General features: G+C 68.2%; 24 protein-coding genes. 15 read left to right on the top strand and 9 right to left on the bottom strand.

Annotated elements, in window-relative coordinates; all coding sequences use genetic code 11:
* The first annotated feature begins 57 nt into the window (after positions 1 to 57).
* The 3 genes from QYM41_RS09820 (at position 58) to QYM41_RS09810 (ending at position 3,367) form a co-directional block, all read left to right on the top strand.
* Positions 58 to 1,245 (top strand): SGNH/GDSL hydrolase family protein, encoded by a 1,188-nt coding sequence (locus tag QYM41_RS09820; RefSeq protein WP_368799551.1) that lies wholly within the window; start codon positions 58 to 60, stop codon positions 1,243 to 1,245.
* Between the two features lie 824 nt (positions 1,246 to 2,069).
* Positions 2,070 to 2,303 carry a hypothetical protein gene (locus tag QYM41_RS09815; protein WP_368799550.1) on the top strand — a complete coding sequence of 78 codons (234 nt, stop codon included), beginning with the start codon at positions 2,070 to 2,072 and terminating at the stop codon, positions 2,301 to 2,303.
* A 107-nt stretch (positions 2,304 to 2,410) separates the two neighbouring features.
* Positions 2,411 to 3,367 (top strand): AraC family transcriptional regulator, encoded by a 957-nt coding sequence (locus QYM41_RS09810; RefSeq protein WP_368799549.1) that lies wholly within the window; start codon positions 2,411 to 2,413, stop codon positions 3,365 to 3,367.
* A 222-nt stretch (positions 3,368 to 3,589) separates the two neighbouring features.
* Here the strand turns inward: QYM41_RS09810 and QYM41_RS09805 are convergent, their stop codons facing one another.
* Together QYM41_RS09805 and QYM41_RS09800 are read right to left on the bottom strand one after the other, a co-directional pair.
* The gene (locus QYM41_RS09805; protein WP_368799548.1) at positions 3,590 to 4,570 is read right to left on the bottom strand and encodes an NAD-dependent epimerase/dehydratase family protein; all 981 of its coding nucleotides are present in this window, start codon (positions 4,568 to 4,570) and stop codon (positions 3,590 to 3,592) included.
* Positions 4,571 to 5,276: 706 nt separating this feature from the next.
* Positions 5,277 to 6,296: an FAD-dependent monooxygenase gene (locus tag QYM41_RS09800; protein WP_368799547.1), complete on the bottom strand. Its 1,020-nt coding sequence runs from the start codon at positions 6,294 to 6,296 to the stop codon at positions 5,277 to 5,279.
* A gap of 246 nt (positions 6,297 to 6,542) precedes the next feature.
* On the opposite strand from QYM41_RS09800, the gene QYM41_RS09795 reads away from it, so the two are divergent.
* The 3 genes from QYM41_RS09795 to QYM41_RS09785 are packed head-to-tail and all read left to right on the top strand — an operon-like array spanning position 6,543 to position 8,957.
* Positions 6,543 to 7,193, top strand: coding sequence for a GNAT family N-acetyltransferase (locus tag QYM41_RS09795; RefSeq protein ID WP_368799546.1), 651 nt, complete (start codon positions 6,543 to 6,545; stop codon positions 7,191 to 7,193).
* A gap of 22 nt (positions 7,194 to 7,215) precedes the next feature.
* Positions 7,216 to 8,139, top strand: coding sequence for a phosphotransferase family protein (locus QYM41_RS09790; protein ID WP_368799545.1), 924 nt, complete (start codon positions 7,216 to 7,218; stop codon positions 8,137 to 8,139).
* Entirely contained in the window at positions 8,136 to 8,957 is an 822-nt protein-coding gene (locus QYM41_RS09785) for an NmrA family NAD(P)-binding protein (RefSeq protein WP_368799543.1), read from the top strand. The genes QYM41_RS09790 and QYM41_RS09785 overlap by 4 nt, the downstream gene beginning before the upstream one ends.
* A 22-nt stretch (positions 8,958 to 8,979) precedes the next feature.
* Here QYM41_RS09785 and QYM41_RS09780 read toward each other — a convergent pair whose 3' ends face one another.
* Positions 8,980 to 9,639 carry a response regulator gene (locus tag QYM41_RS09780; RefSeq protein WP_368799542.1) on the bottom strand — a complete coding sequence of 220 codons (660 nt, stop codon included), beginning with the start codon at positions 9,637 to 9,639 and terminating at the stop codon, positions 8,980 to 8,982.
* Positions 9,636 to 10,850, bottom strand: a complete 1,215-nt coding sequence (locus QYM41_RS09775; protein ID WP_368799541.1) for a sensor histidine kinase — start codon at positions 10,848 to 10,850, stop codon at positions 9,636 to 9,638. The genes QYM41_RS09780 and QYM41_RS09775 overlap by 4 nt, the downstream gene beginning before the upstream one ends.
* 153 nt (positions 10,851 to 11,003) lie before the next feature.
* Between QYM41_RS09775 and QYM41_RS09770 the strand changes: the two genes are divergently transcribed.
* The 8 genes from QYM41_RS09770 to QYM41_RS09735 all read left to right on the top strand — a co-directional run bounded on the left by QYM41_RS09770 (position 11,004) and on the right by QYM41_RS09735 (position 17,732).
* A complete protein-coding gene (locus QYM41_RS09770; protein ID WP_176337205.1) occupies positions 11,004 to 11,426 on the top strand; it encodes a hypothetical protein in 423 nt (140 codons plus the stop codon).
* Positions 11,423 to 12,925 carry a multicopper oxidase family protein gene (locus QYM41_RS09765; protein ID WP_368799540.1) on the top strand — a complete coding sequence of 501 codons (1,503 nt, stop codon included), beginning with the start codon at positions 11,423 to 11,425 and terminating at the stop codon, positions 12,923 to 12,925. The genes QYM41_RS09770 and QYM41_RS09765 overlap by 4 nt, the downstream gene beginning before the upstream one ends.
* Before the next feature lie 109 nt (positions 12,926 to 13,034).
* A complete protein-coding gene (locus QYM41_RS09760) occupies positions 13,035 to 13,526 on the top strand; it encodes a hypothetical protein (RefSeq protein WP_368799539.1) in 492 nt (163 codons plus the stop codon).
* Between the two features lie 685 nt (positions 13,527 to 14,211).
* On the top strand, positions 14,212 to 14,925 hold the full coding sequence (locus QYM41_RS09755; protein WP_368799538.1) for an alanyl-tRNA editing protein: 714 nt from the start codon (positions 14,212 to 14,214) through the stop codon (positions 14,923 to 14,925).
* A gap of 271 nt (positions 14,926 to 15,196) precedes the next feature.
* A complete protein-coding gene (locus QYM41_RS09750; protein ID WP_368799537.1) occupies positions 15,197 to 15,583 on the top strand; it encodes a VOC family protein in 387 nt (128 codons plus the stop codon).
* A gap of 99 nt (positions 15,584 to 15,682) precedes the next feature.
* Positions 15,683 to 16,327, top strand: coding sequence for a TetR/AcrR family transcriptional regulator (locus QYM41_RS09745; RefSeq protein ID WP_368799535.1), 645 nt, complete (start codon positions 15,683 to 15,685; stop codon positions 16,325 to 16,327).
* On the top strand, positions 16,314 to 17,027 hold the full coding sequence (locus QYM41_RS09740) for a VC0807 family protein (RefSeq protein ID WP_368799534.1): 714 nt from the start codon (positions 16,314 to 16,316) through the stop codon (positions 17,025 to 17,027). The genes QYM41_RS09745 and QYM41_RS09740 overlap by 14 nt, the downstream gene beginning before the upstream one ends.
* Before the next feature lie 57 nt (positions 17,028 to 17,084).
* A complete protein-coding gene (locus QYM41_RS09735; protein WP_368799532.1) occupies positions 17,085 to 17,732 on the top strand; it encodes a GNAT family N-acetyltransferase in 648 nt (215 codons plus the stop codon).
* Positions 17,733 to 17,913: 181 nt separating this feature from the next.
* Here QYM41_RS09735 and QYM41_RS09730 read toward each other — a convergent pair whose 3' ends face one another.
* From QYM41_RS09730 to QYM41_RS09715, 4 genes are all read right to left on the bottom strand, one after another.
* Positions 17,914 to 18,252, bottom strand: a complete 339-nt coding sequence (locus QYM41_RS09730) for a VOC family protein (RefSeq protein ID WP_368799530.1) — start codon at positions 18,250 to 18,252, stop codon at positions 17,914 to 17,916.
* Positions 18,253 to 18,488: 236 nt separating this feature from the next.
* Positions 18,489 to 18,911 (bottom strand): nuclear transport factor 2 family protein, encoded by a 423-nt coding sequence (locus QYM41_RS09725; RefSeq protein WP_368799529.1) that lies wholly within the window; start codon positions 18,909 to 18,911, stop codon positions 18,489 to 18,491.
* A gap of 80 nt (positions 18,912 to 18,991) precedes the next feature.
* Entirely contained in the window at positions 18,992 to 19,792 is an 801-nt protein-coding gene (locus tag QYM41_RS09720) for an ABC transporter permease (RefSeq protein ID WP_368799659.1), read from the bottom strand.
* Between the two features lie 5 nt (positions 19,793 to 19,797).
* Positions 19,798 to 20,754 (bottom strand): ABC transporter ATP-binding protein, encoded by a 957-nt coding sequence (locus QYM41_RS09715; RefSeq protein WP_368799528.1) that lies wholly within the window; start codon positions 20,752 to 20,754, stop codon positions 19,798 to 19,800.
* Positions 20,755 to 20,849: 95 nt separating this feature from the next.
* On the opposite strand from QYM41_RS09715, the gene QYM41_RS09710 reads away from it, so the two are divergent.
* A complete protein-coding gene (locus QYM41_RS09710) occupies positions 20,850 to 21,626 on the top strand; it encodes a TetR/AcrR family transcriptional regulator (protein WP_158279254.1) in 777 nt (258 codons plus the stop codon).
* Between the two features lie 75 nt (positions 21,627 to 21,701).
* On the opposite strand, the gene QYM41_RS09705 is transcribed toward QYM41_RS09710, so the two are convergent.
* Positions 21,702 to 22,283 (bottom strand): TetR/AcrR family transcriptional regulator, encoded by a 582-nt coding sequence (locus QYM41_RS09705; protein ID WP_368799527.1) that lies wholly within the window; start codon positions 22,281 to 22,283, stop codon positions 21,702 to 21,704.
* Positions 22,284 to 22,557: the final 274 nt, after the last annotated feature.

Here is a 22,557-nt window from a genome sequence, read left to right as displayed (position 1 = left end):
CGCCACCGGCCCGTATCCTGAACCGTCACTGCCGGGCACGACACACCATGGAGGACCATGCCGATCCCCGACCGACACCGCACCACACCCCTCACCGACGAGCTGCTCCACGGCGTCGTGGAGCTGGAGCGCACGCACGACGGGGTGATCCCGCACCGCCTCCCCGCCTGGGCCAGGAACCAGGCCCACGACCCGCAGCTGGCCATGGCCGAGGCCCAGCCCTCGGGCGCGCGACTGCTCGTCACCACCGAGGCGCGCCGCATCGAACTCCGAGGCCGCGCCACACGCTTCCGGTACGAGGGGGCGCCACCGCGCCCGACGGGCGTCTTCGACCTGCTCATCGACGGCCGGCACGTCCGGCAGGCCGTCCTCGACGCCGCGACCGTAGTGAGCATCGACATGACCACCGGTGACCGGCGGATCACCCACGGCGAGATCGGCGGCGTCGTCTTCGCCGACCTGCCCCCGGGGCCCAAGACGGTCGAGCTCTGGTTGCCGCACAACGAGACCGTGGAACTGGCCGAGATCCGCTCCGACGCCCCCGTCCAGCCGGTGCGGGACCCACGCCCGGTGTGGGTGCACCACGGCAGCTCGATCAGCCACGGCTCGAACGCCCTCCACCCCACCGGCACGTGGCCGACGGTCGCCGCGCGGCTCGCCGACCTCAACCTGCTCAACCTCGGCTTCGGGGGCAGCGCACTGCTCGACCCGTTCACCGCCCGCACCATCCGGGACACCCCGGCCGAGCTGATCAGCGTCAAGCTCGGCATCAACCTGGTCAACCTGGATGTGATGCGGTTGCGGGCCTTCGGACCCGCGGTCCACGGGTTCCTCGACACGATCCGCGAGGGACACCCGCACACCCCGCTGCTGGTGATCTCCCCCATCCTGTGCCCGATCCACGAACACACCCCAGGGCCCGGCGCCTTCGACCCGGACGCCCTCACCAGGGGCGAGATGAGGTTCCAGGCGACCGGGGACCCCGGTGAGGTCGCCGCCGGCAAGCTCACCCTGACGGTCATCCGGGAACAGCTGGCACGAATCGTGGCGGAACGGGCGCAGGAGGATCCGCACCTGTTCCACCTCGACGGCCGCGAGCTCTACGGGGAGCCGGACGCGCGGGAACTGCCCCTGCCCGACGCCCTCCACCCCGACGCCTCCGCGCACCGGCGGATCGGACAGCGGTTCGCCGACCTCGCACTGAGCCCGGGGTCACCGCTGGGCACCGAACGACGCCTGGACTGACGTCCTCCGAGCATGACCGGCACCCCGAGCTCGCACAGATTGCGCAAGTAGCCGGCCGCTCACCGAGCCCCGTGTCGAGCAGTCCCTGGGCACAGTGGGCGCGATGACGCTGCTCGCCCGCCCCTGACCTGCCCGGAGATCGGCGCCACCGCCGGGCAGCGGCCCGACGGGTTCGACCGTCCGAGGGTCCACCGGGTCGTAGACCACGGATAGCCGACGTTCCGGCGCGCCGCGGAACGCCCGGTGAGCCGGCGGAAGCACCGAGCAGCCGGCCTGACCGTCGAGGCCACCACACCCTACGCCCCGCCGCTCTGGGGCGCCTGCACACCGAACTCACCGCCCATGGAATGAAGCCCGAGGCACTGCTGGACGGCACCCCAGCCTCCCTCACCCCGTTGTGGAGCTGGATCACCGGCCGGCGCACCGAACTGGCCGCCGACCCCGACCAAGGTGTGCCGGTGCTGCCCCGGCAACAGTGGCCCTCCTGGGTCCGGCACTCCGTGACCGGGGTGCGAGTCCCCTCGGCGACAATGGACCTCCTGCTCGACGGACTGGTCTCCTACCTCGCCGTCGTGATCCTCACCGGCGCCCCAACGCCCGATGGGACCTGGGCTCCCCAAAAGACCCACACCACCACCTCCACCACCATCCAGTGCTCACCGGCAACGGCCACCAGATCTACGTCCCCACCCTGCCGCTGGGCGGAGTACTGCGGCTCACGCGCAGAGAGAAGTCCCTGCACGCCACCGAGTCGGAGGAACACGCAGCCGGTCTCATCACCAACCTGCACACCGGCCCGCACACGGCCCCCGACGCCCCCCGTAGTGGTCGTAGCCGAACCCACGTCCTTCGACGTCGGCGTGCACCCGGCCATCGCCGCACGCAACCCCCAGCTCCGACAGCGCATGGCTCTCGAGCTCGCCGACCTGGACGGAATCATCTCAGTGCTCCACAGCGCCCCCGACGCTCTACAAGTTCACGCCCCAGACTGGCACGCCGATCAGCTGCAGCGGTGGCTGACCGCCTGGATGGAAGCCCACGCACCATTCATCCACTGACCACCCCCACCCACCCTGCCCCCACGACAGCCCCTGTCCCTTGTTGCGGGGACACAGTGGACGCATTGCTCTACTTCTGACCCCTACGGCCGTAGGGTTTCAAGGTCATGACCGATACCCACCGTGGGGCCTTCACCACCGCCGACGCCGGAGAAGCCGCCGAGACCTTGAGCCGGCTCATCGGCCGTGCCCAGGTCCGAGCACCTGACCACGACAGCTTCGAGATGACCCTGTCCTGGGTCGTGGTCGGTCCGGTAATGTCCAGACGGGCGCAGGTAGGGCGGGGTTCAACGGTGCGCATGGGCGTGGAGTCCCCCCAGGCGATCAGCGTCGCCCAAGTGAGCGATGGGGCCATGACGGTGCGCACCGGTGGGAACCGCCACCGTCTCGGTTCCGATCCGTATCTGATGCCCCAGGACCGGTTCACCTCCTCCATGGAGGCCACCGATCTGAGCATCGTGGCCCTGGACCACGACTGGGTCCAGGACCACGCCGGCGAGCTGCTGCAGCGGGAGGACTTCCGGCTTCGCCTCACCGGCACCCGCCCTCACCACCAGGTCGCCGCCGACTACTGGGCCGATGCCGTGGGGCACCTGCGGCAGGTGCTGAACGATGCCGAAGCGCTCACCGTGCCCCTCATCATCGCGGAAGCTCAACGCCGGGTGGCCACCGCGCTGTTGTGCTGCTTCCCCAACAGCTTCACTGACCATGCCCTGCCCGAGGAGACCGCCACGCGCCTGCCCGGACCCGTCCGCCGGGCAGTGATCTACATCGACGAGCACCTGGGCGGACCCATCGATCTGGCCCAGCTCGCCGCGGCCGCCCGCATCCCGGCCCACCAGCTGGTCATCGCCTTCCGTCAGCACCTGGGCACCACCCCGGGAGGCTATCTGCGCACAGCCCGCCTCGACGCCGCCCACCACCAACTCCTCGAGGCCGACCCGAGCCGCGGGGACACCGTGGCAGCGATCGCCTACCGGTGCGGCTTCACGAACCTCGCCCGGTTCACCACCGAGTACCGCACCCAGTACGGACGCACCCCCACCGAGACCCTGCACTCCTAAAGAGTTCTCCCATCGGGAGGGAACTTTCGCAAGGTGACCGGTATCCGGGCCATATGTAAAGCAAGAGGGACCGAATCCGCTATTGGCTCCGCTGTCCGCGGTTTGCCCGGCACTGTTTCCGGTTGGTGGGATACAGGGTTTGTGAATGGGAGTGTGCATTTACTGGTTAACCCGCGACTGCTGTTCCCTCGAAATTTTTCACCGGGCACTGGCGCCTATGGGTTAGGCGGCGTTGAGAGCTGCGTTGTCGGTGCGGGCGTCGTCCTGTGTCCATTCGGTGGCCGGGGCGTGGGCCAGGTGCCAGCGCACGGACTGGGTGACCCGGGTCTGCGGGTTACCGGGGGACCACCCCAGCACCTCTTGGGCCCGGTGGGTGGACGCCAGCATGTGCTGGGCGGGCGCGCCGGTGAGTGCCAGTTCTGCTGGTAGCACCGGTTCGGGGACCTGGACCAGTTCCAGGTTCGCGCCGGTGGCCTCGATGATTTGCTGGAACCACTGGCAGATCGGCACGGTGGTCGGTTCCCCCAGGTTCAGGGTCAGGCCGGCCGCCGCCGGGGTGTGCAGGGCGGTGAGCACAGCGGTGGCGATGTCCTCGACATGGGCCCGGGACCACAGCAGGTTGCCGGCTCCGATCGGCATCCGGGTCCGTCCGGCGCGGATGCGCCGTAACACCACCTCCTCGCGCTGTTGCGCATCATGGGGGCCGTAGACCATCGGCAGGCGCAGCACCACAGCCCCGCGCCCGGACCAGGCCTGCTCCACGTCTAGCTTCTCGTAGTCTTCCGGGATCCCAGGGGGCCCACCGGTTCCGCGGTAGGGGTAGCGATCAACACGCAATGGTGCGTGTTCTTCCAGTGGCACTGCAGCGGTGCACCGGCCGGTGCGCAGCCCGGTGTAGGCCTGATAGACGTCTTGGCTGGAGAGCACCACGGTGGGCACCTCGGGCACCACGCCCAGCACCGCGGTCACATCGGTGCCGGTTAAGGCGTAGGCGTCCACCACTGCTGTGGGGGCGAAGTCGCGGATCTTCTCGGCGTGCCGGGATAGCTGGTGTCGATGTGTGTGCAGGTGACCCACCGGCACCCACGGATCAGGCTCGTGCTGTCCCCGGTGCACGACCAGCACCTGGTCCCCGCGTTCGTGCAACTGCTCCACTATTCGGCGGCCGATGAAGGTGGTTCCTCCCAGCACCAGCACCCGCATGCCCTGGCCCCCTTGTGCTTTTGGCCGACCGGGTCGTCCTCCAGCGGGATGGGCCATTGACCAGGATGCCTGTCCGCCACGAGGACCCTTTATGTTGTCGTCTACTTTGCCATCTGCGGTGCGCCTGTTGGAACCCGGGACGTCCTGACCCGTCGGTTGCACCAGCGCGGCCAGGGCCACGACATGGGCCCGCATCGCTCCTTGATCGCCGGCGTCGGTCCTAAGCGTCTCAATGCCCTAGACGTGAGCACACTGGGCCACACCGGCATCAGCCTCTTCAGAATCCGACTCATCAACCCGGCGCACCTCGGGGCAATCCCGTACTCATCCGACAGGCCTTGGGGGGATGTCTCCTCTGATGGTCCTGCCGTCAACAAACGGTCGAAGGCGCCTGATCGTTTCACAAGCCTTTTCAACACGGAGTAATTGCCGGCTGTCTGCACGGCGCGATGATCACCCGGAATCTGTCGTGGGTCGGTGCGTTCATGGGTTGAGGCGAAGCGCGGGCTCGCAAATCGTGAGAGTGAGGAGCATTGGGCGCCGTCAGTGTCCGGTGGCGCCGCAGCCTGGGTCGGTGCAGGTAGTACTGGTATCGAGGGGTAGAGAGCGGCCTGGTCTGCACACACCCGTTTTCCCTGGACGAGCGGCATTCTTCTGATGTTCCGTATGACGGTGGCAGCACACGGGTACTCCCGGACATCGTCGTCTAGGCCAGGACACGCAGAAGGGCGTCTCGCATCCCGGTGCATCGTTCAGCGCTGCTGACCCGGTTCAGGCGTCGGGAGAGGTATGCGATGTGACGGGTGGGCGAACGGCGCAGGCGGTCGTAGCGCCGCAGACCGTCTTCGACGGAGACTGCTGCAGTGAGGGCCTCAGCCAGGGTGAAGGCGTCGACGAGGGATTCGCAGGCACCCCGCCCGAGGTTCGGTGCCATGGCATGGGCGGCATCACCGACGAGTACGTGACGGCGATCGGCGTAGGTTCGCAGCGGGGGAAGCTGGAGGAGGGTGCGGCGGTCGATCTGGGCGTCCTCGATGGCGTGGAGGACCCGTGCGATGTCTGGGTGCCAGTTGCCGTAAAGCCGGTGAAACAGCTCCGTGGCGCTCAGCTCGGGCTGGTGGTGGTTGAGCAGCTCGGCCCGGACGCAGGCGAACCAGTTGGTGGTGTCCGGGTGTTGAGGGGTGATGCCGAAAATCCGGCCCCTTCCCCAGGTCTCGCTAATGCGACCTGTGCTACCCGGTGCAGTGCCGCGAAACGCTACGGTGCCCAGGGGGAAGGGAACGGCATCGGGTTGTACGGCTGCCCTGACGACGCTGTGGATGCCGTCGGCGCCGACGATGACGTCGGCGTCTGACAGGTCGTCCGTGAGGTGTACTGGACTGTTCCACGCCACGGTCTCGGCGGGTAGTCCTTCGAGCAAGGCCGCGAGCAGGTCCGGCCGGGACACCAGGTGCACCGAGGGGCTGCGTACCGTAGCGATGACGCTGCCGTCGGGTCGTAGGATGGCCGCGCTGGAGCGTTCGACGGATCGGTCTCGGATGATGTCTCCGACGTCGAGTGCGTCGAGGGCTGCCATGGCCGCGGGCCACATGCCCAGGGCGGTGCCGGTGCGCGGTGGGCCTGCTGAGCGCTCTCGGACCTGCACTGACCATCCGCCGGCGTGGAGGCCACGGGCCACGCCCAGCCCCGCGATGCCACCACCGACGATGAGAGCTGTGCCGCGCATGAGGTGTCCTTCGCCCTCCGGAGCCCAAAATGTCCAGGCCGTATGAGCCCAGGGTAGGAAGAGGTCGCTGATCGTCGCATCGGTCACCGAACGACAGAGCATGTCGTACCGGGGCGACACCTGAAGGCGCCGCGGAGCGATCCACCCCGACGCTTACGGACCGATGACGCGGGCCGTGCGGGTTCGTAGCGTGGTTGCCGTGAGCGGGGGCTACCCCTCCGGCGCCGGAGGTTGAAGGAGACGGATGTGGACGGCACACGCGACGGCGGGCTCGCCCGGACGGGGGACGCCGGGGTCGAGATGCGCGAATTGCGGCGCGGGGACCTTCCCGCCGCCGTGGAAGTGATCGCGCGCGGCATGCGGGACAATCCCGTCCACCTCGCCGCCTACGGCACCGACCCGGACCGGCGGCTGAGGTACCACGCCCGCCTGGTCCAGGCGCTGTTGGAGGCGATGCCTACCACCCACCTGGTAGGTGCCACCCAGCACGGCACTCTGGTCGCAGTGGCAGCTACCGCCCCTGCGGGGGCGTGCCAACCGAGGCCTCGGCAACGATTGAGGATGTTGCCCCACCTGGCGCACCTCGACCCGAGGACAGCTGTCCGGGTCTGCACATGGATCAGCGCGTGGGCGGGCCGGGACCTCGCCGAAGCCCACGTGCACCTGGGCCCCGTGGCGGTGGATGCGTCCCTCCAGGGCCAGGGGTTCGGGACGATCCTCCTGCGGGAGCACTGCCGCCGGCTCGATGAGACGGGGCAGACGGGCTACCTCGAAACTGACAAGCCGGCGAACGTCGTGTTCTACCGCCGCTTCGGGTACGACGTGGTCGGGGAAGCCGACGTGATCGGCGTACCGACGTGGTTCATGCGCCGACCCGCCACAGGCATCCCGCATTGATCCTCAGGAGACAGGAACCCCGATGATCGCCAACACGGAGCTGGCCATCGTCGGCCGGCTGCTGGCCGAGCACGGCTGTCAGATCTCCTCGCTGCGGCCGCTGGGATCCGGTCTCGACCACGTCACTTACGAGGTCGACGGCGAGTTCGTCGTGCGTCTGAGTAGGCAAACGGACCCTGCCGAGCGGGCCCGCGAGGTCACTGTGGAGGCCCGGCTGCTGCACCGGGTCGGTGAGATCTCCCCGCTGCCGGTACCCGTGCCGAACATCGTGGATCCCGTCCACGGCTTGTCCACCTACCTGAAGCTGCCGGGGCAGCCACTGTTGCATGTGCCCGCCGGTGCACGTGCGGCCCACGCCGCCGCACTCGGCAGCAGCCTCGGCTCCTTCCTCGCCGTCGTCCACAACCTGTCGCCGCACGACGCTGAGCTGTTCCCCGAGGACACCACACCGCCGGTCGAGTGGCTCGAGGAGGCCGCTGACAACTATTCTCGTTGCGCCGCGCACATCGGCGCCGAGCACCGTCACGCCATCGCGTCCTTCCTGCGGGCGGACCCACCGCCTGCCGCGCAACGCTTGACCGTGTGCCACAACGACCTGGGCATCGAGCACATCCTCGTGGATCCGCGATCGTGGGCGATCTCCGGCATCATCGACTGGAGCGACGCCGCTCTGGCCGACCCCGCCCGCGATCTGGGAATGGTCCACCGTGACCTCGGGCCCCGCGGGCTGCGGGCAACACTGTCGGCGTACCGTGCGGCTAGGGCCGGAACGGACCTAGAGCTGCTCGCCCGTGCCGTCTTCCATGCCAGGTGCGGTGTCCTGGAGGACCTCACCTATGGCCTCGTCACCGGCCAGGACGACTACACCGCCAACAGTCTCGCTGCCATGGCGTGGCTTCTTCCATCGACCCTTCATGGTCACGGGTCTCGGGAGGGAACATCATGACGAACGTGCTGGTGCTCGGTGCAACAGGAACCGTCGGACGCCGGGTAGCACGGCAGCTGCGCGAGCGGGGCGCCACCGTGACCGTTGCTTCCCGCGCTCCGGCGGACAGGGGTGCTGTGCGCTTCGACTGGACCGACCCGAGCACCTGGGAGAAGGCGGTGGACGGTGCCACGCATGCCTTCGTCATGGCACCCGACGGCGTGGCGGTCGACCCCCGCTTTCTCCACCTCGCCACGACGCACGGTGTCGACAGAATGGTCCTGCTCTCGAGCAAGGCCATCGAGGCCATGGGGGACCTACGGTTGCTCGCCGCCGAGCGGGCCGTGCGCGATTGCGGGACGGTCTGGAGCATTGTTCGGGCTGACTGGTTCAACCAGAACTTCGACGAGGGTTTCCTGCGCGATGCCGTGCTGGCCGGGGAGGTCGTGATGCCGCTCGGCGACGTCCGTCAGGCCTTCAATGATGCCGAGGACATCGCTGCCGTCGCCGTGACCGCTCTGACGGAGCCGGGCCACGAGGGACGGACCTACGAACTGAGCGGCCCGGAGGCATTGAGCTTTGCCGAGGCGGTCGACATCATCGCGGAGAACACCGGCCGGCCGCTCCGCTACCTCGGCGCAGCCGAGGACTACGTCCGCGTCATGACCGAATGCGGGGCTGACCGCGACCAAGTCCTCGCCGAGGCCGCCGCCTTCGCCGCCCTTCGGGCGGCCGGTGACGCACACGTCGACGACCTGGTCGAACGCGTCACCGGCCGCCGGCCCCGGGACTTCCGAACCTACGCCCACGAGGCAGCAGCACGCGGCGCTTGGCGCTGATGGACTCTCGGCGCGGACGTGCTCAGGTCCCCGGGGTGATCAGCCCGGTCTCGTAGGCGAGCACCACCAGCTGCGACCGGTCACGGGCGCCGAGTTTGGCCAGCAGCCGGGACACGTAGGTGCGCGCGGTGGCGGGGGAAAGGAACAGGGCCTGGGCGATCTCGTCGTTGGACAATCCCCGGCCCACTTGTTCGAGGACCTCCCGCTCCCGGGGACTCAGGGCGCGCAGCGGGGCATCGTCCAGCACGGTCTGCGGCCTGGCCGCGATGGAGCCGAGCACGGTGCGGGTCACCGAGGGCGAGAGCAGGGCCTCCCCGGCGGCCACCACGCGGATCGCCCGGCGCAGGTCGTCGGGGGAGACGTCCTTGAGCAGATACCCGGCCGCTCCGGCGCGGATGGCCTCGAAGACGTGCTCGTCCTCGTCGAAGGTCGTCAGCACCAGCACCCGGACCTCGCGCAGACCCGGGTCCGCCAGAATCCGGCGGGTGGCCTCCAGACCGTCCATCTCGGGCATGCGGATGTCCATGAGCACCACGTCCGGGTGCAGCTCGCGCACCCGGGCCAGTCCGGTGCGGCCGGTGGCGGCCTCCCCGACCACGGCGATGTCCCCGTCGCGCTCGGCCAGGGCTCGCAGCCCGGTGCGCACCAGCTCCTGGTCGTCGACGACGACGACGCTGATCACGGCCCCAGCCTCCTCGGCAGCCTCGCGCGGACCTCGAAGCCCCCGCCGTCCTGGTCGCCGCTGTTCCGATGGCCGGCGGTGAGCGTGCCGCCCAGCAGGCGGGCGCGCTCGGCCATTCCCTGCAGGCCCTTCCCACCGCCGGCGCGATCGGGGCCGGTGGCCGGGGGCGCACCGCGCCCGTCGTCGGCGATCCGCAGCTCCAGCGCCCCGTTCCGCAGCCGGGCCTCCACCCAGGCGTGCCGGGCCCCGGAGTGGCGCAGGACGTTGGTGAGGGACTCCTGGAGGATCCGGTAGGCGGCCGCCTCGATGGTGGTGTCCAGCTCGTGCGGGTCAACGTCGATCTGCGCGATGACCTGAACGCCGGCGTCCTCGGTCGCGGCGAGCAGCTGGTGGATCCCGGCAAGACCGATGCTGGTTCGCTCCGCCGGGGCGGCGCCGGGAGTGCGCAGCAGCTTCACGGTGGTCCGCAGCTCCCGCAGGGTGGCGGAGGCGGCCGCGCGGATCTGCTCGAGCGCCCTGGCCACGGCCGCGTCGTCGCGCCCCACGGCCTCGGCGGCCACGTTGCTGTGCACAGCGATCACCGACATCGTGTGTCCGATGGTGTCGTGCAGGTCCCGGGCGATCCCGGCCTTCTCGGCCTGCAGCCGGCGCTCGGCCTCGTGGCGCTCCTCAGCGGCGGCCAGCGCCCGCAGCCGCTCCTCATGGGCGCGGAGCTCCCGGCGGGAGCGCACGCTCACCCCGAGCGCAATGGCCGCTGCGACCAGGGCGACGTCGGTGAGCAGGTCGTAGCTGACCAGATAGGAGGCCGGCAGGCCCTCCTCCACGCGGAAATAAGCCGCCACGGACACCAGGACCAGCCCGGCGGCGACCGCCGTCCGGGTGCGGTCGGCCTCGGCGGCCGAGAACAGGGCCGCCACCGCCGGCAGGGCGATGCCGATGGGCGGCAGCTGGAACATGTAGTAGACGAAGATGCCGAGCACGGTCAGCACCAGCACCAGCCGGGGCGCGTGCCGCCGGGCCAGCAGCAGGGCCCCGAAGCCGGCCGCGAAGAGGTAGGCGAGGGCACCGGCGCGGCCGGTGCCCTCCAGGTCCGCGGCGGCGACCACGGCCACGACCACGGCCATCGCGGCCGCGAGCACGGCGTCGACCAGACGGGGGTCGACCTCCTCGGCCGGCCGGTACGAGGGGCGGGCCGCCACGGTGCTGGGCATGGGTCCAGGGTAGCCAGACCGCCCGCGACCGTCGTAGGTCCCGAAGCGACGGGCCGGGTCGCCTCCGGGCGACCGGGACCACCGGTCCCCAGCGATACAGGAGGCGCTTTCCGCCCGATGTCCGCTAAGACGCTGCTCCGTAGCGTCGGGGCCATGACAAACCGATCTGAACCTTCTGCGAGCACCCGCCCCGCCGTGAACTGGTTGCTGGTGCTGGGCCTGGGGGCTCTTCCGCTGGTGCAGGGGCTGGCCCGGCACTTGGGTCTGTCGGCGCTGATGGGTGCCTCGACGGCTGCGGCCATGCTCGCCGTGCTGGTCACCGTGGCCTGGGTCGCGGTCGTGGGGTGGGGCCGGATTCCCCGCCCCGTGGTCACGCTGACACTGGCCGGTCTCACCGCCGGCATCTACACCATCGTCCTCAGCGCGGTGTTCTCCCCCCTGATCACCGGCACGCTGCAGGGACCGCTGGCCTTCCCCTTCGCGATCGTGCCCGTACTGCTGGTCCCCACCGTGTGGGGCCTAGTCGCGGGCCTGATCGCCCTGGCCCTCCAGCACCTGCGAGGAGCCCCGCGATGACCCACACCACCGGCCCCTCGTGCACCCGCCGGCACCTGCTGACCGGCGCGGGGGCACTCCTGCTCCTCACCGGCTGCACAGGCGCCCCGTCCACGGGCACTCCCGCCCCGCCGACGGTCTTTGACACTGCGCTGGCGATCCCGCCCCTGGCCCCCTCCCACGTCGGCCCCGACGGTACCCGGGTCTTCGAACTGACGGCCCAGAAGGGCACCACGGCGTTCCGCCCCGGGGTGCAGAGCGCCACCTGGGGCTTCAACGGAGCCTTCCTCGGTCCCACCCTGCGGGCCGAACGTGGCGAGCAGGTCGCCGTGGCGGTGACCAACGCCCTCGACGAGCCCACCACAGTGCACTGGCACGGCATGCGCCTGCCCGCCGCGATGGACGGCGGTCCGCACCAGGAGATCGCCCCGGGGCGGACCTGGCGTCCCACCTGGCGGATCGACCAGCCGGCGGCGACCCTGTGGTACCATCCGCACCCGCACGGGCACACCGAGGAGCACGTCTACCGCGGTCTGGCCGGGCTGTTCCTCATCGACGATCCCGCCGATGCCCCTGATCTGCCTTCCGCGTACGGGGTGGACGACCTCCCGGTCATCGTTCAGGACAAGCAGTTCGACGACGACGGGCAACTGACCCTGGACAACAACCGGGCCGAGCCAGGGTTGCTCGGATTCACCGTGATGGCCAACGGCACCATCGGCGCCTACCAAGACATCACTACCGAACGCATCCGGCTGCGCCTGCTCAACGGCTCCACCGCCCGCACCTACGACTTCGGCCTCGCCGACGACCGGCCGTTCCACCTCGTCGGCACCGACGGCGGGCTGCTGGCCAAGCCATACGAGACCACTCGCGTGCGGCTCTCCCCCGCGGAGCGAGCCGAGATCGTCGTCGCCCTGGTCGCCGGTGAACACCTCGTGCTGCGCTCCTTCCCGCCCGACCTAGGCAACGTGGCCTCATCGACCGCCTTCGGCGGCACCGACACCTTCGACGTCCTGCAGCTGCGGGCCGCTCCGACCCTGCGCTCCTCACCCCCTGTTCCCGCGGCTTTGGCCGATCTCGACCGGCTGCGGGAGGCGGATGCCACCGTGGTACGTGAGTTCGCCCTGGCTTCGCGCCTTATCAACGGGGCTCGGATGGACATGGACCGGATCGACGAGATCGTCACCGCCGGGGCCACCGAAATCTGGCAGGTGCACAGCATCGACCGCCTGCCGCACAACTTCCACATCCACGACGTCCAGTTCCAGGTGCTGAGCATCGACGGCGCCCCACCGCCACCGGAGCTGGGCGGACGCAAGGACACCATCTACCTCGAACCTGGCCGCACCTACCGGCTGATCATGCGCTTCGGCGAGTACGCCGATCCAAGGACCCCATACATGTACCACTGCCATCTGCTGCGCCACGAGGACGAGGGCCTGATGGGCCAATTCGTCGTCGTCAGCCCCGACGGCCCTCCGCCGTCCGCATCGGCAGCCCCGGGCCACCACCACTGAGACCCAGCCCTGCCCCTCACCCACCGTTCAACGCTCGAGAGAGGAACACCCCGTGCCCACCCTGCGCCGCCTAGCCCTTCCCGTCCTCATCGCCTACCTGTGGATGACGATGACCCTGTTCGGTGCCATCGTGCTGGAGACATTCATGCTCTACCCCAACATCTTCGCCGACCCACCAGCGTCACTGGAGCTGACGATGGAGTTCCTCGCCGTGACCGGTCCATCCGACTTCTTCCCGCCCCTCGGCTTCACCGTCTGGGTCCTCGGCGCGGCCACCCTGGTGCTCACCTGGCGGCTGCCCACAGTCCGCTGGTGGGTGCTACTGAGCCTGGCCATGTTCGTGCTGGAGGGAGTGGTCTCGATGCTGTACTTCTGGCCACGCAACGACATCATGTTCATCGAAGGATCAGCGGTGCACTCCGCCGAGTATCTGCGCCAGGTCGCCTCCGAGTTCACGACCTGGCACGCCCGCTCCAGGATGGTCTTCAACACCATCGCCGCCGTCGCGGCCTTCATCGCATGTCTCCGACTCCACCGCCACAACCTTGTCACCGCCAGTGCTGCCAAACGTAGTCCTGGTGTGCTGACCGGGGAACAATGATGCTCACCACGGCTCCTGGAAAGCGGTCGATCTCGAAAGGCGAATTCGTACACGAGTTCCCCCTGGTTCAGGAGATCTCGCGTTCGAAGCACTTCACGCAACTGGACCTCCTTGGCCGTAAATGCCCTGGACGTGAGACCGTCCTCAGCATCGACCTAGCTCGGTGTCTCCCGGACCTCTGCACGGGAGGCGTTGCTAAAACTCAGCGATGCCGGCCTACTAGAGCCGACGGAGGGCCGAGGGTTCCGTGTTCGGGCGATCTCGGCAGCAGATGCCACAGATTTCTACCAATGCATCTGGGAGATCGAGCAGATGGCCGTGAAGAACGGCGTCTTCGACGCCCCCTGGGCCCAGTCCGGGCGAAAGGTGCTGGAACGGGCCTCGGCAGCTGGAAGCAGTGTCACCGAGTGGTGGGGGTGGGATCGGGCGTTCCATACGATCATCGTTGCGGCCGCCCACAACGCCTAGCGGATGTACCTGTCCGACCACGTGCGAACTGTCTCTCCAGATACATCGTGCTGTACATGGAAAGGGATTAGTGGCGTGGCGGCACCCTCGACGAGCACTCGGAAGTCGTTACTGCCCTGGAAGCAGGGCGCAGGGATCAGGCGTGCGCACTGATCGAGGAGCACTGGACCGCGGCCCTGCACCAGGTCATCGGATGGCTAGAGGAGGAGAACCGCTAGTGCACACGCAACGACTCGAGCTCGAGGACTCCTACATCAGGAGCTGGGAAACCGAGGTGTGGAAGATCGGCTCCCACCAGGTGGGGTTGGCCCGGAGCGCTTTCTACCCCGGCGGTGGTGGTCAAGACCCGGATACTGGAACCATCCGCTGGGGCTCAGCGCAGTACCAGGTGAAGTCGGTGCAGAAGAACGATGACATCGTCACCGTGGAACTGGACCAGGCCGTACCAGCCGTACACGGGTCAGTGGAAGCGGCGCTGGAGTGGAAGCCGCGCTACGTGAACATGAGGACACACACGGCGTTCCACTGCTTGGTAGGGATCGCTTGGGAGGAGTTCGGTGTCAAAGTCGCCGGCGGCGACATGCGCAACGGGACCGGTCGCATCGATTTCGGCCCTGGACTGGACCGAGAGAAAGTGTTCCGCTGCGTCGAGCTCGCCAACGACCTCATCGCCCACGGCGCCCCGGTCCGCGTCTCCGAAGTTCCACAGGAAACGATCGACCATGACCCCTCGCTGGTGAAGCTCGTCTCGAACAGGGCACCGGTGTCGGCCCAGGGAACCTACCGGGTGGTGGAGATCGTGGGTGTCGACCGAGAGATCGACGGTGGAACCCATGTCGCAGACCTGTCCGAGGTGAGAGGCGTCGGCGTCGTCAAATACTCCTCCTCCGGCAAGGGCCAAAAGCGACTCAAGTTCCAGATCTTGGACTGATCCCCGCAACATCGACGGGGATGTCTGACGGACTCCAGTTCAATACCGCGGGCCAGCTGATGTCCATGCCTGCCAGAGGAAATCTGCGAGCACTTTCTAGAGCACATCCGCCACCAGCCGCCAAGACCAGCGACAGATACCCACTCACAGAGAGCACAGTTGTGGGGTGCCCGGTCCCCCAGGGAGTTGTTGCCCTGCAGGTGAACCGCTGTCCCAGACCGACCCGAACGGGTGCGTGCGCCCGGAGACGGACTGTGGCTACTGTCGGGTCATGAACGGGCACGAGCTGTTTCCCATCATCAACTGCCAGGACCTTCCAGGTACCCAGGGCTTCTACGAGCGAGTGTTCGGCGCCGTCCCGACCTACCAATTCCCCGAGACCGGAGAACCGTCCTACCTCGTCCTCCGGATCGGGACCGGTCAGCTGGGCCTAGGTACTGGCACCACCCCGGCCCTGTACGGCCACACACCGCTGCCGGCAACTGGCCACCGGGTGGACCTGTGCGTCTATGTCGGTGACCTCCCCGGTGTGCTGGAGGCCGCCCACCGGGCCGGTGCGTCGATACCGGTCGGCGCCCAGGCCATGGAGTGGGGCGAGACCATCGCCTACGTCCGTGACCCCGAAGGCACGATGCTGCTGGTCATCCAGTCCGACTAGCTCATCGCCCCCCACGAGCACGACGCCCCACCGCGTTCACCGTGCTCCGCCCGCACCCGCCCCCTTCCCCAGACTGACCAATCGATCTATGATTTGACCATGCGATCAAATCAGGTGTCCGGTGGCTCTCCGACCTTCACGGAGACGGCTCGTCGGGCCCAGATCCTGGCGTGCGCGATCGAAGCGATTGCCGAGTCCGGGTACGGGCGGGCCTCGCTGGCCGAGATCGCCCGCCGGGCCGGGGTGAGCAAGGGCGTGGTGTCCTACTACTTCGCCGGCAAGGACGAGCTGCTCGGACACGTGGTGGCCGACGTCTACGCCCGCGCCGGGGCGGCCATCAGCACCCGCCTGGCGAGCGAGAACGGCCCAGCCGCGCAGCTGCACGGGTACCTCGAGGCCAACCTCGGCTTCCTGCGCGAGCACCCCTCCGACATTCGTGCGGTGGTCGAGATCGCCGCCAACGCCAGGCGACCCGACGGCACCCTGCGCTTCGCCCCTGACGGCGCCGACCCGGTGCTCGAGCACCTGACGCAGCTGCTGCGCGCCGGCCAGGCCACCGGGGACTTCCGGGACTTCGACGCCCGCAGCGTGGCGCTGGTGATCCGCGGGGCGATCGACACCGCCTCCGGGCGGCTGGTCACCGACCCGGGTTTCGACCTGGGCGCCTACACCCGTGAACTCATCACCCTGGCCCAGCTCGCCACCCGGAAAACTCCACGAGGAGACCACCATGAGTGTCCCTGACCCTGTCGCAGCGTTGAGCAATCCGCCCACCGGGTCACCGCCAACCGAGGATCCGACACCGCCCACCCCGTGGTCGGGGCGCACCACCCCACCGGACGGGAACCGGCCGAGGTGCTGGCGTCATCCGCTGGTCGGACTGCTGGGCGTCGGCCTGGTCCTTCCCTTTGCCCTGTACTACGGGTTGCGCCTGGCCGGCACGGAGCCCTGGGTGGCGCTGGTGCTCGGCGGGCTGGCCCCGCTGGCCCGCGTGCTGATCACCGCGGTGCACGTCCGCCGGCTGGACCGGCTCGGGGCCTTCACCCTGTCCGTACTCGTGCTCAACACCGCCGTCGGACTGATCACCGCAGACGCCCGACTGCTGATGGCCCTGGGCAGCTGGCTCACCGCCCTGCTCGGCATCTGGCTGCTGGCCAGCCTCGCCGGCGGCAAACCCGTACTGTTCGAGGCCACCGTAGCGCTGATGCCCGATGAAGCCGCCGCCCGCTGGAAGCACGACTGGGAGCACAACGCGGTGTTCCGCCGGCTCTTCCAGGCGATGACCGCCGGTTGGGGGACTGCCTTCCTGATCGGTGCCGCCGCGCGGGTCGCCATGGCCTACACCATGCCCATCGACGTGGTTCCGGCCGCCAGCGCCGGGCTGCTGCTCGTGCTGCTGATCGTCGTCGTCCAGACCACCAAAGCCTACGGACGGCGGCGCTGAGCTTGCCGTTCCACCAATATCCGCCCGCCAGTCGGCAGGAACCGCGTCTCGCGCCTCATGCAGACCGTGGGCACTTCTCTTCGCGGACGTTCTAGTCAAGGGTCGTGCAGTAGGACGCAGCTCTCGGATCGGGCACGGCATCGAGGTGCGTTGCGTAGAATTATTGTCGTGACTGGGGAAGAAGCCTCCTCTGTTGTGCTGGTCGCCGTGGATGACACCGTACTGGCGCAGCTGGTCCGTGCCGCGACCACTGATACTGAGGCGGATGAGGTGACGCCGCCTCTGACCGCCGGCCGAGCATGGACATCGGAGCGAGTCGCGTGGCTGTGTGACTTCCACCGTGTCCGTCGCGCCGGGCTCGGTGGGCCGGCCGGAGAGGCCACCTGGGCTGTGGTTGCCGACGAGTTGGTCGTAGGTTCCGTGCGTCTCAAGCACACTGATGAGCATGGTGTCTTGGAAATGGGCATTTGGGTGACTCGTGGCGTCCGGGGTCGTGGCATTGGGCGAACGGCCTTGGCCGCGGCTCTGCGTCAAGCCGTTTCCCTAGGGGCATCTGAGGTGCAGGCGGACACCACCGTCTCCAACGCGGGTGCCCTGGCCGTGCTACGCCGTCTGGGCTTCACCCTCATGCCAGCTGGCGACGGTGAGAACGTACGGGCGCTGCTCCGGCTCGATGCCGGGGCCTCCGGTGATGAGTGCCGGTAGCCGGTCCCGTTGCGGCGCAGCGTTCAGCTGCCACCCTCGCACACCGGGATTTGAGCCTCCCCGGTGGCCGATCTTGACTCCCTGAAGTGGACGGTGATCGGCGAGAACCATAGAAAGGTTCTTCGCCGAGTCAACTGCCCGGCCGCCGGTCACGTTCTCCTCGGCAGCAGCGCCACGGCGGTCATCGGCTCGGACGTTCGTGGACCTGTAGCTGGTGTCCGCCCGTCGCATCGGGCCGTCGCAGACGTCTTCCACGGCTCGCTGACAGGGTCCAATACCGTCGCGCCGCTGGAGCGCAGCTCCGCCACGGTCGCCGCGAGCTCGCCAGCGGGGAAGGCCAGACAGGCGCCCGCGCCGGGACCTTGTCGAAGGCCACGGCCGCAGACAGCGCGATCGACCTCTGGGCGCTGTGGGGCATGGCCTCGATCCGTCGTGTACCCCAGCCCATGTCGGTGTCCGTCACGACGTCGAGGCCCCGGGTGTCCCGGTAGAACGCCAGAGCCTCGTCCTGGTCACCCATGGACCGCGCTGCCGCCACCTTGGTGATCGTGCGTTCCTTCCGTCCGCACTGTCCGTGGCGGAGGCATGAGGCTGGCCGGTTTCATAGCCCCATCGTGGAGGCCGTGTTGGGCCTATGCCTGGTGTGTCGAGATCAATGCCACGACGATACTTCTGGTGTCGACGGGCCGGGCCTGGCTCTCCGGGGTGCATCGTGGGGGCGGCGATGGTTCCACGACGCCCGCCGCGGGAGGCTGGTCACACATCAGCTGCTCGGCCGGCGGTATTAGGGGTCAACGCTGACAGAGCGCAGCTCCAGCGGCCGTCACGACGGACGAAGATCTCGGTCACCCACTCATCGGCGCGAAACGGCGCGCCGTTCCACTGTCCGTGGTTGGTGCCGTGGGCGACCACGCTGGTCAGTGCACCGTGGCGGCGCACCGACAGCACGTCGAAGGTCATGTCGGAGTGGGTCAGGTTGCCGCTGCGGACCGCGTCGAGGAACCGGTCGAGGGGCACTGGGCCGCTCTCCGGGGTGACCAGTTCCCAGTCCGGTTCGGCGAAGCTCGCGATACGGTCGGCGTCGTTGGCTACGATCGCCGCCGCCCAGTCGTCGAGCAGTGCTTGGAATTCTTTGCGGTCGTCTGCGGCGGTCTTGTCATGATGCATGTTGTCGGGCATGGTCGTCTCCATCGTCCGAGTGGGTGCGGGCGGAGCCGCTGGCTCTGCTCGCGGTTTCATGGATCAGTGCATCAGGTCGGTCATTTGCCTCCGCGGCGGAATCGTCGAGCGGCAAGCGGCAGGTATACCGCGGTGAGAAGCAGTGGCCACAGCACCGCCAAGGTCAGCGCGTGGTCACCGGCGAAGCCCTGGGTGGGCCATGATGTGCTGCCCAGGAGCTCGCGAACAGTTGTCGCAGTCGCGGAGATCGGGTTCGCCTCGGCCAGTGTGCCGAGCCAGCCGGGCATGGTCGCGGGGTTGACGAACACGCTGGAGAGGAACGCGATGGGCCAGGTGAGGATCTGGACGTAAGCCACCGACTCCACCGATGTCGCGCCGTAGCCGACGAAGATCCCGATCCACAGCAGCGCGAACCGCAGCGCGAGAAGCAGACCAACGGCGAGGGCGATGTTGGCGGCATCCAGGGCGGGTCGCCAACCGAGGGCCAGGGCGAAGCCGGCCATCAGCGCCAGGCTGATCAAAGAGCTGAGCAGATCGGCGATGGCCCGCCCCAGCACGATGGCCGTGCTGTTGATCGGGAAGGACCGCATCCGGTCGTTGATGCCGCGGGTGGCGTCAGCAGCGGCCGACAGCGTGGTGACCTCCAGCCCGAAGAGCATGGTGACGGCGAACATCCCCGGTATCAAGAAGTCGATGTAGCTTAATCCGACCGGCACCTCGAGGGCACCACCGAACAAACCGAGGAACAGCAACGTGGTGAAGACCGGGAAGAGCCAGACGGTCGTCACAGCACCGATCTGCTGACGCCAGGAGCTGATGGTACGGCCTGCGATGATCCAGGACGCCGTGAGCAGACTGGGCGCAGAAATGGCGGGGGTCATCGTGGTCACGCGGACTCCTCGGTAGCAGGGGCGTCTTCGGTCAGGGTCAGGAACACGTCGTCCAAGGACGGTTTGCGCAAGGTCACTTCGCTGGCAGTGACGCCGATCGAGGCCAATGCGTCGAGAGTGCGGGCCAACGCCTCATGCGATGCACCGGGAACGGTCACCACCGAGCCAGAGGGGTCCATTTCAGCCCCGTCCTCGATGCCCCGCAGCGCGCTCAGCGCCAGAGCAGCGTCGGCGCTGCTGGAGAACCGGAGCCGGATGAGGGGTGGTCCGACCATGCTCTTGAGGTCCTCCGGTGAACCTTGTGCCACGGCGACCCCACGGGCGAGGAGCACGACTTCATCGGCCAGTTCGTCGGCCTCTTCCAGATACTGGGTAGTCAGGAGAATGCTCGTCCCGTCGCGGACGAGCTCACGCAGACTCGCCCACAGCTCCCGGCGCGCCGCAGGATCGAGTCCCGTGGTGGGCTCGTCCACGAAGAGAACCTGTGGCGGGACAATCAGGCTTGCCGCGAGGTCGAGCCGCCGGCGCATCCCGCCGGAGTAACCGCGCACCGCCCGGTGCTGCGCCTCACTGAGGCCGAACTGCTCCAGCAGATCCCCTGCACGGTCCGCTGAGGCTCGAGGCCCCAGACCATGCAGGCGGGCGAAGAACCGCAGGTTCTGGAATCCTGTCAGCTGCTCGTCCACCGCCGCGTACTGCCCAATCAGACCGATTCTCTCGCGCACCTTGGCCGCGTCCCGGCGCACGTCATAGCCGGCGATCCGGACGCTGCCGCGATCGAACTCCAGCAGGGTGGACAACCCCCGCACCACCGTCGTCTTCCCCGCCCCATTGGGCCCCAGCAGCGCCAGCACCTGCCCCGCCGCGACATGCAGACTCAGATCACGCAACCCCACCTCACCGCTCTTCGACGTGTACGTCTTCCTGATGTGCTCCGCTTCGATCGCTGACAACGCCAACCACCCCTCACTCGTACAACGTTCCGTACAGTGTACGGTAACGTACGGTGGATGGGAATCATTCCCCAAGACCACAGGAGGTGACCGAGGTGGCCGAGCACACTGGCACTGGCGATCCGTTGCAGAGCATCGCGCTGCTGTGGCGGACGAACCCGAAGACGGGGCGATCCGGGCTCACGCTCGATGCGGTCGTGGAGGCTGCGATCACCGTGGCCGCCGAGATCGGGATCGACAAGCTCTCCATGCGAAAGATCGCCGATCGGCTCGGCGTGGGAGTCATGACCCTCTACGCACAAGTTCCCGGCAAGGCCGAACTGATCGACCTGATGGTCGACCACGTCCACGGCACGCTCTACGAGTCAGCCGACGTCATCCCGTTGGAGTCGGGCTGGCGACGGTCGCTCGAGGCCGTTGCCGAGCACAACTGGAACCTTCTGGCCCAGCATCGCTGGCTTCTGGGCATCGATGTCACCCGACCTCCCCTGGGGCCGGGCACCACGGTGAAATACGACACCGAATTGCACCCCCTCATGGGCCTCGGGCTCAGCGAGGTGGAGGTCGACCAGGTGCTCACCCTGGTGCTCAACCATGTGAAATCCGCCGCACGGCTGTCGTTGAGTGTTGACGAGACCGCGCGAGCCACCGGGCGTGATGACCGCGAGTGGTGGACCATCGGTGGCCCTCTGCTGGCCGCTCTCATCACTCCCGAACGCTTCCCCAACGCCTCCCGCATCGGAAATGCAGTGGGACAGGAGTACGAGTCAGCAGTGGACGCGGAACGGGCTTACGCCTTCGGACTGCGCATGATCCTCGACGGCGTGGAGCGGCTCGTGGAGAGCAAAGGCCACTTTCCGCACCGCACATGAGTCCTTTACACCAGGCTGAGCAAGGCTGTGTTGCTCGACATCGGGGTGGGCCGGACCCTGGGCATGTCAGTCGACTCAGGCCGCGGTGACCCCATCCAGGTGGTAGTTGAGGACGGCCAACAATCGCTCCGGGGAGGCTTCGACAGGCCGCATCGCGGCATGGACCGCCAGACCGTCCAGAAGCGCGAAGAGCCGATCCGTCTCCACCTCCAGCTCCGACCTCCCGGGCGGAAGAAGACGGGAGATCCACCGCCGGCAGGCAGCACGCAGGGCGTCGTAGGCCTCGTCGCGCAAGGCGCGCAGAGCCGGGTCGACAAGGGAGCGAGCCGTGAACGCCAACCACACCTCGTTCTCCATCTGACGCTGATGATCCAACGGCAACAACTCCGAGAGCACCCTTTCCGCGTCCTGCCGCGGGTCTTCCGAGCGCGGCAACGAGGCCACTCGTTCCTCGATGCGCTCGATCACCATGCGCATGGCGAAGATCAACAGCTCGGACTGCGAACCGAAGTAGTGCCGGAGCGAACCCATCGACACCCCCGCCTCCCGGGCGACCTCCCGGACCGAGGCGCGCTCGAGCCCGTCACGCCGGACCACCCGCCAGACCGCCTCGGCCAGGTCTCTACGACGCTCCTCGGGATCCACCACGATCGGCATCTACCTTTCATAGCACAGCCGTGCTAACTTAGATAGCACAGTCGTGCTATTTCAGCTGAGGGAGTGCTGTGAAGACCGACCACCAGCCAGCGTCAAGCGCCTCTGCACCCCGCCCCGGCCTGACGCGATCGGGGCCATCGGCTCCGCCGCGTGCACACCGGTGGCCCCAGCTGCGACGACGGAGTCTCTGGGTTGCCGCCGCAGGATGGGCTCTCGCCAACGGCTGGGTTGCTCTCGCCGGCGGGGACACGCTTCCTTTCCACTGGCCGGCGCG

It is taken from the genome of Kocuria oxytropis (assembly GCF_040981195.1).
Classification (GTDB): Bacteria; Actinomycetota; Actinomycetes; order Actinomycetales; family Micrococcaceae; genus Kocuria; species Kocuria oxytropis.
The sequence above is the reverse complement of the archived record's forward strand: the minus strand, read 5'-3'. Positions and strand labels throughout refer to the sequence as shown.